Origin of the sequence: Leifsonia sp. LS1 (assembly GCF_020521355.1) — a bacterium.
Taxonomy (GTDB): domain Bacteria; phylum Actinomycetota; class Actinomycetes; order Actinomycetales; family Microbacteriaceae; genus Leifsonia.
In genome coordinates this window covers 385,265-395,378 of the sequence record NZ_BPER01000002.1, presented here as the reverse complement: position 1 = coordinate 395,378, position 10,114 = coordinate 385,265, and the positions used below count along the sequence as shown (strand labels likewise).

The window sequence follows — 10,114 nt, the reverse complement described above, 5'->3', positions numbered from 1 at the left end:
GGGATGACCCTCCCGCGTACCGACACCGTCGTCACCTACCTCGCCGGCGACGTCTCATCCACCGGCACCGTCGTGCACATCGAGCCCCGTCCGGACGGGCGCACCGCCGTCGTGCTGGACCGGACCGCCTTCCATGCCGTCGATCCGGTGTGGCCGGACCAGCCGGCCGACATCGGCACGATCACCGTCGGGGGCCGTGCCCGGGCCGTGGTCGACGCCGTCGTCGGGGCGACCGACGGTGAGACGCTTCACGTCGGCGACGCGCCCGTGCGGACCGGCACCGCAGGGTGGTCGTTCGTCGTCTGCCACCTGGTCGACGACGCCGACGGCATCGAGCCGGGTGCGTCGGCGGCCATCGAGGTCGAACCCGGCCTGCGTCGTGCCCTGTCGGCCGGCCACACGGCCTGCCACCTCGCCTCCCTCGCCCTCAACGACGCTCTCGCGCCGCTGTGGACGAAGGAGGTGCCCGGTGACGGACGCGGTCGCCCCGATTTCGACCGCCTCGCGATCACCTCCTCCCGCATCCTGCCCGACGGTTCGCGCGACGAGTACCGCATCGGCAAGAGCCTGCGGAAGAAGGGGTTCCCCGCCGCCGAGCTCCCGGGCCGGCTCGACGAGATCGCCGCGGCGGCGAACGCGCTGCTCGCGGAGTGGGTGGCGTCAGGCGCAGCGGTCGCGATCACGCGCGAGGGCGACGGGCTCGGCGACCGGCGCCTGTGGACGTGCGCGCTGCCCGGCGGGACCGCGGCCATCCCGTGCGGCGGCACCCATCTCGCATCCCTGGGCGAGCTCACGGCCGTCGAGGTCGTCCTCGAGGCCGCGGAGGCCGACGGCGCCCTCACGGTCGTCATGCGGACGTCCGCCCACTCCGCCTGAGGTCCGGGCCGCGGCGGCGTCAGCGCGGGACGAACGGGAGGACGGCGGCGAACAGGGCGAGCCCCGCTGCGACAGCCCAGCCTGCGCGCACCAGGCGGGCGCTGCCGACCTCGCTCTCGATGCGGGCGAAACGGTCGGCGACATCCACCAGCTGCCCGGCCGTCCGCCAGGTGCCCGGCTCGTCCACGAGCCGGGTGACGGCGTCCACGGCGGCCGCGTCGGTCACGGCCGGACGCCGGGTGAGCCAGTGCACGAGCTCCTCGCCGCGCACGACATCCACCGATCGCGGGCGCTGGCGGATGCGCAGCTCCTTCGCCCCGACGACGGCGACGACGGCGCGCACGGGCGCCTGGATCCCCGCGGTCGCCAGCAGGCCGCGCACGCGCGAGGCCTCCAGGTCGGCGTTCCGCAGGGAGGGTGCCGTGGCGCCGTTCACCCGCATGGATCGTTGCGCGACCCACACCCGCGCGCCGCGGTGGTGGGTGGTGTCGATGACGAAGACGCCCGCCGGTCCGACCACCAGATGGTCGAGATCCGCGTCGCCCGACCCGACGGGCAGCGCGTGGAACACGCGCCACCCGTCGGGAAGGCGAGCGAGGCGAGCGCCGATCTCGCGCTCGCCGAGGGCGCCGACGAACCAGGGGATCGTCTCGTCCGCCAGCGGGGTCACCCCGAGGGCACGGGCGAACGGCGTCCGCGGCGGGGCCGCGTCGTGCAGGCGCACGACCTGCGCCATGACCGCCGCCCCGGGTGCCCGGTCGCTCATCCGTCCGCTGTCCATCGCGTCACGGTATCGGGCGGCGGCCCGGGTCGGCAGTCCCCTGTCCGGGCCGCTCCGTGGCGGCCTACCCCTGGTCGGGGGAGCCGTGTTGCGGCTCCGCGTGCTGGCCGGGCAGGCGTTCCTCCAGCGAGTCGTTGCGTTCCGCCACCGTCTCGAGCTGGTCTTCGCGGGTCTCTCCGAGGCCGGCCACGGTCTCCTGGAGGTCGGCGGCGGTCGTGGTGCCGTCGGCCGTGGGCTGTTCGTCACGATCGGTCATGCCGTGCACGGTACTCGCGGTCGGCTCGAGCCTCGTCCGGCCCTCGCCTGAATCTCGCGCTGCGGGAGTAGCATGCGGCCCATGAGCCGCATCGAAACCGGGATCGTCTCCTACACCGTCTCCGGCGACTACTTCGCCCGTGTCGGCGCCGACTTCGACGCGGAGGCGGTCGACGACGCCATCCTCGCCGAGCTGAACCGCCGCCTGCCGCGCGGCGTCGTGGTCGAGCGCAGCGGGCGCGTGCTGGCGGAGGAGGCGCAGGCCGAGGAGGCCAGGAACCTCGACTGGACCGCCCTCCTCGGCAGCATCGACGTCGACCAGATCCTCGCCGACCACGCGCGCTGACGGTCGGCGCCGACGGGCGGCGCTCACGGTCAGCGGGCCTTCTTGACCACGTCGAACGCAGCGAGGGCGGCCCGGCGCGTCTCGGCGAGATCGACGATCGGCTCCGGGTAGTCGCCGGTGTCCCACTCCGGAACCCAGCGGCGCACGTAGTCACCGTGCGGGTCGAACTTGGTGCGCTGCAGTTCGGGGTTGAAGACGCGGAAGTATGGAGCGGCGTCCGCCCCGCTGCCGGCGACCCACTGCCAGTTGAACGGATTGTTGGCCGCATCGGCGTCGACCAGCGTGTCCCAGAACCACTGCTCGCCCCGCCTCCAATCGACCAGGAGGTTCTTGACGAGGAACGACGCGACCACCATGCGCACGCGGTTGTGCATGATCCCGGTCGTCCACAGTTCCCGCATCCCCGCGTCCACGAGGGGAATGCCGGTGCGACCCTGGTGCCAGGCCCGTAGTGCCGCAGGATGCAACCGGGGCCAGGGGAAGGAGTCGTACTCGCGATGGATGTTGACGGTCGCCAGGTCGGGATGCTCGTAGAGGGTGTGGTGCGCGAACTCGCGCCAGCCCAGTTCGCTCACGAAGGCACTCGCGCCGGCCGCGTTGGTCTGGTCGCGGGCCTCCGCCGTCGCGTGCCACACCTCATGCGGGCTCAGTTCGCCCCAGCGCAGGCGGGGGGAGAGCCGGGAGGTCGCGGCGATGCCCGGGGTGTCGCGATCGTCGCGGTAGCGGGCGACGTCCTCGTCCAAGAACTCGACGAGCCGCCGCCGCGCCGCCTTCTCGCCGGGCTCCCAGGCCTCGCGCAGGCCGCCCGCCCAGTCGGGGGCGGTCGGCAGAAGACCCAGATCGTCGAGGGCGTCCCCGTCGACAGGCGAGGCGCGCCGCAGCTCTCGTGGCGCGGGCAGCGGTTTGCGCGGCGGGGGCGCGGCCAGGCAGGCGCGCCAGAACGGCGTGTAGACGGAGAACGGCGTCCCGGATCCGGTGCGGATCGTCCACGGCTCGAACAGCAGGTTCGCGGCGAAGCTGGTCGCCTCCATCCCTGCCGCGCGCGCGGCGGACTTGATCGCCTCGTCGATGCGCCGCTCTGCGCCGCCGTACCGACGGTTCCAGAACACGGCGGCGGCGCCCGCCTCGCGCAGCACATCGGCGACCACGCGCTGGGCCGGACCGCGCCGGATGATCAGCGGGGCGCCGCGCTGTCCGAGGTCGTCGGCCAGCGCGGCGAGCGAGTGGTGCAGCCACCAGCGCGCTGCCCCGCCCAGCGGGCGGATCCCCGCGGACTCCTCGTCGAAGACGAACAGGCAGAGAACCGGGCGGCCGGAGTCGGCGGCCGCCCGCAGGGCCGGGTTGTCGGCGACCCGCAGATCGTCCCGGAACCAGACGACGGCGGGCGCGTCCGCCGTCCCGGCTCCGCCGCCGGATCGGCCCGCGCTCACAGGTCGAGGGAGTCGCCGGGTTCGAGCGCGAAGTGCTTTCCGCCGTTCTGCTCGGTGGCCCACCCGATGCGCGCGTTCGAGAGATCCTTGCCCGCCCGGGAGAGGACCATCTCGTGAACCGCGAAGCTGCGCCTGGGCTTCACGGCGAGCACGTAGTCCATGACCTCGGCGACCTTCATCCACGGCGCTCCAGCGGGCGCGGCGAGCATGTCGACCTCGACGCCGTCGGGGATCGTGAACGAGTCGCCCGCGTAGTAGAGCTCGTCGTTGATGAGCACGCCCAGGTTGTCGACGGTCGGGATGCTGGAGTGGATCACGGCATGCTCCCCGCCGAAGAAGCGCAGCGTGAACGGCCCGGCCTCGACGGTGTCGCCGGCGTGTACGACGGTCACGTCGAAGTCCGCCGCCGCCCGCGCGACGCCCTCGGGCGCGAAGATCCGCGCGTCCGGGCTCAGGTCGAGCACGCGCTTCAGCTGCTCCGGCGTCCAATGGTCGGCGTGCTCGTGGGTGATCACCACGGCCACGGTGTTCGCCGCGTCGGTCACGGGCGTCGTGAAGCTGCCCGGATCGACGAACAGCTTCTTCCCCGAATCCTCGAGGAGCAACGCGGCGTGTTCGAACTTCGTGAGTCTCATTCCCCCAGGAAATACCGAACGGCCGACCGGTGCAAGCCGACGGAGGGGGACCGGCTCCGAATGCGCGGGAGGGGCTGGCGGAATATACCCGGTAGGGGTATCGTTCCGGGTGTCATGGACAGCACGAACGCACACGAGCACCAGCACACGGACGGCGCGATGACCTCGCACGCGGAGCACGGCCACGGCGCGCACGATCACGGCGCGCACGATCACGGCGCGCACGATCACTCCGCCCACGATCACTCCGCCCACGACCACTCCGCGCACGCCGGCCACGACCCGGCGATCTTCCGCCGCAAGTTCTGGCTGACGCTCGTGCTGACCATCCCGACCCTGGTCTTCTCGCACGGCCTGCAGGAGATCCTCGGTCTGTCGGGCCCACGGTTCCCGGGCAGCCAATACATCCCCGCGGTCTTCGGCATCGCGATCTTCTTCTACGGCGGGCTCGTGTTCCTCCGCGGAGCGGTCGGCGAGCTGCGGTCGCGACAGCCGGGGATGATGACGCTGATCTCGCTCGCCATCGTCGTCGCGTTCGGGTACAGCCTCGCGGTGACGCTCGGCCTGCCGGGCATGGACTTCTGGTGGGAGCTCGCCACCCTCATCCTGATCATGCTGCTCGGCCACTGGATCGAGATGTCGGCGGTCATGGGCGCCCAGGACGCGCTGGGCCAGTTGGCGAAACTCCTGCCGGACACCGCCGAGCGGCTCGCCGACCCGCATGCCGACCCCGAGACGGTCGCCGTCGAGGAGCTGCGGGTCGGCGACCTCGTGCGGGTGCGGCCGGGCGCCGCCGTGCCGGTCGACGGCGAGATCGTCGACGGACGCAGCGATCTCGACGAGTCCCTGCTCACCGGAGAGTCGAAGCCGGTCACCCGGGGGACGGGGGAGCAGGTCGTCGCCGGAAGCATCTCCGGCAGCGGGTCGCTCGTCGTCCGTGTCGGGAAGACCGGGGGCGACACCGCGCTCGCCGGGATCATGCGCCTGGTGTCGGACGCTCAGGCCAGCAAGTCGGGCACGCAGATCCTGGCCGACCGCGCGGCCGCCTGGCTGTTCTACGTCGCGCTCGCGGTCGCTGCGATCACCCTCGTCGTCTGGATCCTGCTCCGCCCCGGTGACCCCGCGTTCGTGCTCGAGCGCGTCGTGACGGTGCTCATCATCGCCTGCCCGCACGCGCTCGGCCTCGCCATCCCGCTCGTGGCGCAGATCTCGACGGCGATCGGCGCGCGCAACGGACTCCTCATCCGCGACCGGCACGCCATGGAGGACGCCCGCCGCATCGACGTCGTCCTCTTCGACAAGACGGGCACGCTCACCGAGGGGCGTCAGGGCGTCGCCGCCGTGACCGCCGTCGACGGCGACGACGATGCCCTGCTCGCTCTCGCCGCCTCCGTCGAGGCGCCGGCCGAGCACCCGATCGCTCGTGCGATCGTCGCCGCCGCCCGCGAGCGAGGGCTGTCCATCCCCTCCGTGACGGACTTCGAGGCGCTCGGGGGCCGCGGTGCCGCCGCCACCGTCTCGGGCGAACGCGTCGTCGTCGGTGCGCCGCGGCTGCTGGCCGAGACGGGAGCGACGGCGGCGGGCTCGGTCGCCCGCATGGTGGAGGAGGCCTCGGCGCAGGGGCAGACGGTCGTCTACGTTCTCCGCGGCGATCGCGTCACCGGTGCGATCGCGCTGGCGGATGTCGTCCGGCCCGAGTCGGCGGACGCCGTGCGCGCTCTCCGGGACCGCGGGATCCGTGTCGCCATGCTCACCGGCGACGCACGACCGGTCGGAGAGGCGGTCGCCGCGACCCTCGGAATCGACGAGGTCTACGCGGAGGTGCTCCCGGGCGACAAATCCGGCACCGTGGCGCGTCTGCAGCAAGACGGCTCCCGGGTGGCGATGGTGGGCGACGGCGTGAACGACGCACCCGCGCTCGCGCAGGCGGACGTCGGCATCGCCATCGGCGCGGGCACGGATGTCGCGATCGAGTCGGCCGGCATCGTGCTGGCCGCCAGTGATCCGCGCGGGGTGGCGAAGGTGGTCGAGCTCTCGCGGTCGACCTATCGCAAGATGCTCCAGAACCTGGCGTGGGCGACCGGGTACAACGTGATCGCGCTGCCGCTGGCAGCGGGTGTGGCGACCGGTGCCGGCATCGTCGTCTCCCCGGCGTTCGGCGCCGTGCTGATGTCGGTCTCCACGATCGTCGTCGCCCTCAACGCCCAGCTGCTGCGACGCGTCCGCCTCTGAGATCCGCCCCGCAGCGGGGTCGCGAATCGTCGCTCCGGCGCCGCCATACCAGCGGTTCGCGACCCCGCCGTTCCGGCGGCCGTGTGCCATCATCGTGCACTATGGCCGCACATCCCGGAACCGTCGTGGTCGCGGTCAACCCCATGGCCTCGTTCGGCCACCGCCGGGAGGTCGGCCCGCTGGTCGTCGAACGCCTGCGCGAGGCCGGACACATCGTGGTCGCGATCGACGAGGCGAACATCGAGCTCCTGCGCAGGGAGACCGCACGCGCGGTGGCGGCCGGCGCCGGCGCGCTGGTCGTGGTCGGGGGCGACGGCATGGCGAACCTCGGCATCAACATCGTCGCCGAGACGACCGTCCCTCTCGGCATCGTCCCGAGCGGCACCGGCAACGACCTCGCCGACGGCCTGGGGATCCCGGTGGGCGACACGCACGCGGCCATCGCGCACCTCCTCGCCGCGCTCGGCCGAGAGCCGCGCACGATCGACGCGGGGGTGGTGCGTCACGGCGGCCTCTCCACCTGGTTCGGCGCAGTGCTCTCGGCCGGCTTCGACGCCACCGTCAACGAGCGCGCCAACCACATGACCCGTCCGCGCGGACGCAGCCGGTACATCCTCGCGCTGCTCCGGGAGCTCGCCACCCTGGCCCCGCGCCCGTACCGCCTCGTCGTCGACGGCGAGACCATCGAGACGGAGGCGATGCTCGTCTCCGTGGCCAACAACCGCTCCCTCGGCGGTGGGATGCGCATCGTGCCGCACGCAGCGCTCGATGACGGCCGTCTCGACCTCTTCGTCGTGCGGCGCATGTCGCGCCTGCGCTTCCTGCGTCTCTTCCCGACGGTCTTCCGCGGCGAGCACACCGACCTCCCGGAGGTCTCCTTCCACTCCGTGAGCACCGTCCGCCTCGACGCGGAGGGGGTCGTGGTCTACGCGGACGGGGAGCGGATCGGCCCGCTGCCCGTCGACGTCTCCGTGGTGCCGGGAGCCCTCCGCGTCCTCGCCTGAGGGTCGCGACACACCCGGGCTGGGCGCCCCGTTTTGGAGGATGCCGCCGACCTGTGGCATGATCATTGAGTTGTCAAAACACGGCCCCATCGTCTAGCGGCCTAGGACGTCGCCCTCTCACGGCGGTAACGCGGGTTCAAATCCCGCTGGGGTCACCACTCACGAAGCCCTCTCGGACCATGCCCGGGAGGGCTTCGTCGTGTCGCGCGGCCGGCCGGGGAACGCGGCTTCCTCACGAGATCCATTCCGTCGGGAAGTGGTCTCTGATCCGCTCCGCGAAGTACCGACCGGCCGACGGCGCGGAGCGGAACTCGTGCCAAATCCGGTCGGAGACCAGCCGGTAGCGGTAGCGCGCTCCGGACCGGAACACGATCTCCAGCACGTGCTCGCGATCGTCGAAACCCGCCGCGGCGACCGCGGCGCTCTCGAACTCCACCCACTCCACGCGCGGCACTGTACGCGCGTGCGCCGAGCGCGGGGGAGTCCGGTAGGATGAGTGATCGCGAAGGGGAGTATCCCGGACGGCCGCGGTGCGTGCACCGCCGCCGGCGCTGTGAACGTCATCACGGTCCGCTCTGGACCCGGGCGCAGCGGCACTGGAGACGGTGCGGGAGAGACTTTCGGCTCATTTCCGATGCCCTTCGAAAGGTCCTCCATGCAACTCGCCCTCCCGCTCTGGTTCGAGGTCGGCTCGATCGTCGTGCTCCTCCTGGTGCTCGCGTTCGACCTGCTCATCGTCTTCAAGCGCCCGCACATCCCGAGCCCGAAGGAGTCGTCGCTCTGGATCGCGTTCTACGTGGGTCTCGCGCTGATCTTCGCGCTGCTCATGCTGCTGCTGGGCGATGCGGAGCACGCGGGGCAGTTCCTCGCCGGCTGGCTCACGGAGTACAGCCTCAGCATCGACAACCTGTTCGTGTTCGTCATCATCATGGGCCGGTTCGCGGTGCCCAGGAAGTACCAGCAGGAGGTGCTCATGGTGGGCATCATCCTGGCTCTGATCTTCCGCGGCGTCTTCATCCTGCTGGGGGCGAGCCTCATCGCGAGCTTCAGCCCGATCTTCTACATCTTCGGCGCGTTCCTGCTCTGGACCGCCTTCAACCAGGCGTTCGGCAACCACGACGATGAAGGAACGGACGACAGCTGGTTCATCCGCTTCATGCGCAAGCACCTCAAGGTCTCCGACCAGTACGACGGCAACAAGCTCCGCACCACGGTTGCGGGCAAGCGGATGTTCACCCCCCTGATCATCGTCTTCCTGGCGCTCGGCACGACGGACCTGCTGTTCGCGCTCGACTCCATCCCGGCGATCTTCGGCATCACGCAGAGCCCGTTCATCGTCTTCACCGCCAACGTGTTCGCGCTCATGGGTCTGCGCCAGCTGTACTTCCTGCTCGGTCATCTGCTCGACAAGCTCGTGTACCTGAAGTACGGGATCGCGTTCATCCTCGCCTTCATCGGCGTCAAGCTCGTCTTCCACGCCATGCACGAGAACGAGCTGCCGTTCATCAACGGCGGCCAGCACCTCGAGTGGGCGCCGGACATCGACACCTGGACGTCGCTCGCGGTGATCGTCGGGTCGATGGTTGTCGCTACCATTGCAAGTCTGGTGAAGCTGCGGATGAGTGGCGGAACCATCGCCGAGGCCATCCACGGCGACGACGACGAGGCCGACGAGGCCCCGGAGGCCGTGACCGGCGAGGTCCCGGTCCCGCGCGATCAGCAGGAGGACCCCCGCACATGACCTCACACGTCGGCGTGAGCGCCCGGAGCGACATCGGGGCGGTACGCCACGTGAACGAGGACTCCTTCCTCGCCGAGGACCCGGCCTACCTCGTGGCCGACGGGATGGGCGGCCACGCCCGCGGCGATCTGGCGAGCCGCACGGCGCTGGAGAGCCTGGCGCGCACGCTGCAGCCGGGCAGCCGGCCGACGCCGGAGGAGGTCGTCGCCGCGATCGACGAGGCCAACGCGGCCGTCCGGGCGCTCTCGGGAGCGGACGAGTCCGGGGCCGCCGTCGCCGGAACCACCCTCGCCGGCGTGGTGCGTGTGCGCGTCCCCGAGCGTGCGGCGGAGCACTGGCTGGTCGTGAACGTCGGGGACTCCCGCGTGTACGAGTGGGACGGCTCCGCGCTGACCCAGCTGACCGTCGACCACTCGGCGGTGCAGGAACTCGTCGACGCCGGCCTCATCTCGGCAGCGCAGGCGGCCGTGCACCCCGAGCGCAACGTCATCACCCGTGCCCTGGGCGCGGAGGACTTCGTCGACACCGACACCGCGCTGCTGCCGGACGCCTCGCGCCGCACGCTGCTGATCTGCTCCGACGGTCTGACCCGCGAGCTGTCCGACGAGCGCATCGCGGCCGTCCTCGCCTCCGCCCCCGAGGATCCGGCGGGGGAGCTGGTGGAGGCCGCCGTCGCGGCGGGCGGTCACGACAACGTCACGGTCGTCGTCGTGACCATCGATGAGACCGACGGACCGTCGGTGATATCCTGACTCCGTGCACGCAGGTCTTCTCCTCCTTAGCCGCCGCGGCGAGTCCTAGTTCTCAGGCCACT

At 71.5% G+C, this 10,114-nt stretch carries 11 protein-coding genes and 1 tRNA gene; 7 read left to right on the top strand and 5 right to left on the bottom strand.

Annotated elements, in window-relative coordinates; genetic code table 11:
- Positions 1 to 3: 3 nt before the first annotated feature.
- Entirely contained in the window at positions 4 to 876 is an 873-nt protein-coding gene (locus tag LLS1_RS05205) for a metal-dependent hydrolase (RefSeq protein WP_226653874.1), read from the top strand.
- Positions 877 to 895: 19 nt separating this feature from the next.
- Here the strand turns inward: LLS1_RS05205 and LLS1_RS05200 are convergent, their stop codons facing one another.
- Both LLS1_RS05200 and LLS1_RS05195 read right to left on the bottom strand, forming a co-directional pair.
- The gene (locus LLS1_RS05200) at positions 896 to 1,657 is read right to left on the bottom strand and encodes a nuclease-related domain-containing protein (RefSeq protein ID WP_226653873.1); all 762 of its coding nucleotides are present in this window, start codon (positions 1,655 to 1,657) and stop codon (positions 896 to 898) included.
- A gap of 64 nt (positions 1,658 to 1,721) precedes the next feature.
- On the bottom strand, positions 1,722 to 1,913 hold the full coding sequence (locus tag LLS1_RS05195; protein ID WP_226653872.1) for a hypothetical protein: 192 nt from the start codon (positions 1,911 to 1,913) through the stop codon (positions 1,722 to 1,724).
- 81 nt (positions 1,914 to 1,994) lie between these two features.
- Between LLS1_RS05195 and LLS1_RS05190 the strand changes: the two genes are divergently transcribed.
- The gene (locus LLS1_RS05190) at positions 1,995 to 2,258 is read left to right on the top strand and encodes a hypothetical protein (RefSeq protein WP_226653871.1); all 264 of its coding nucleotides are present in this window, start codon (positions 1,995 to 1,997) and stop codon (positions 2,256 to 2,258) included.
- Between the two features lie 29 nt (positions 2,259 to 2,287).
- Here the strand turns inward: LLS1_RS05190 and LLS1_RS05185 are convergent, their stop codons facing one another.
- Positions 2,288 to 3,688 carry a deoxyribodipyrimidine photo-lyase gene (locus tag LLS1_RS05185; protein WP_226653870.1) on the bottom strand — a complete coding sequence of 467 codons (1,401 nt, stop codon included), beginning with the start codon at positions 3,686 to 3,688 and terminating at the stop codon, positions 2,288 to 2,290.
- Positions 3,685 to 4,323 (bottom strand): MBL fold metallo-hydrolase, encoded by a 639-nt coding sequence (locus tag LLS1_RS05180; protein WP_226653869.1) that lies wholly within the window; start codon positions 4,321 to 4,323, stop codon positions 3,685 to 3,687. The genes LLS1_RS05185 and LLS1_RS05180 overlap by 4 nt, the downstream gene beginning before the upstream one ends.
- Positions 4,324 to 4,437: 114 nt before the next feature.
- Between LLS1_RS05180 and LLS1_RS05175 the strand changes: the two genes are divergently transcribed.
- The 3 genes from LLS1_RS05175 (at position 4,438) to LLS1_RS05165 (ending at position 7,717) form a co-directional block, all read left to right on the top strand.
- Positions 4,438 to 6,555, top strand: coding sequence for a heavy metal translocating P-type ATPase (locus LLS1_RS05175; protein ID WP_226653868.1), 2,118 nt, complete (start codon positions 4,438 to 4,440; stop codon positions 6,553 to 6,555).
- 101 nt (positions 6,556 to 6,656) lie between these two features.
- Positions 6,657 to 7,559 (top strand): diacylglycerol kinase family protein, encoded by a 903-nt coding sequence (locus LLS1_RS05170; protein ID WP_226653867.1) that lies wholly within the window; start codon positions 6,657 to 6,659, stop codon positions 7,557 to 7,559.
- An 82-nt stretch (positions 7,560 to 7,641) separates the two neighbouring features.
- Positions 7,642 to 7,717 (top strand) — tRNA-Glu (locus tag LLS1_RS05165).
- Between the two features lie 74 nt (positions 7,718 to 7,791).
- Here the strand turns inward: LLS1_RS05165 and LLS1_RS05160 are convergent.
- Complete coding sequence (locus LLS1_RS05160) at positions 7,792 to 8,004, bottom strand: KTSC domain-containing protein (RefSeq protein ID WP_226653866.1); 213 nt, start codon at positions 8,002 to 8,004, stop codon at positions 7,792 to 7,794.
- Positions 8,005 to 8,214: 210 nt separating this feature from the next.
- On the opposite strand from LLS1_RS05160, the gene LLS1_RS05155 reads away from it, so the two are divergent.
- On the top strand, positions 8,215 to 9,300 hold the full coding sequence (locus tag LLS1_RS05155; RefSeq protein WP_226654040.1) for a TerC family protein: 1,086 nt from the start codon (positions 8,215 to 8,217) through the stop codon (positions 9,298 to 9,300).
- Positions 9,297 to 10,052: a PP2C family serine/threonine-protein phosphatase gene (locus LLS1_RS05150; RefSeq protein WP_226653865.1), complete on the top strand. Its 756-nt coding sequence runs from the start codon at positions 9,297 to 9,299 to the stop codon at positions 10,050 to 10,052. Before LLS1_RS05155 ends, LLS1_RS05150 begins: the two co-directional genes overlap by 4 nt.
- The last annotated feature ends 62 nt before the right edge of the window (positions 10,053 to 10,114 follow it).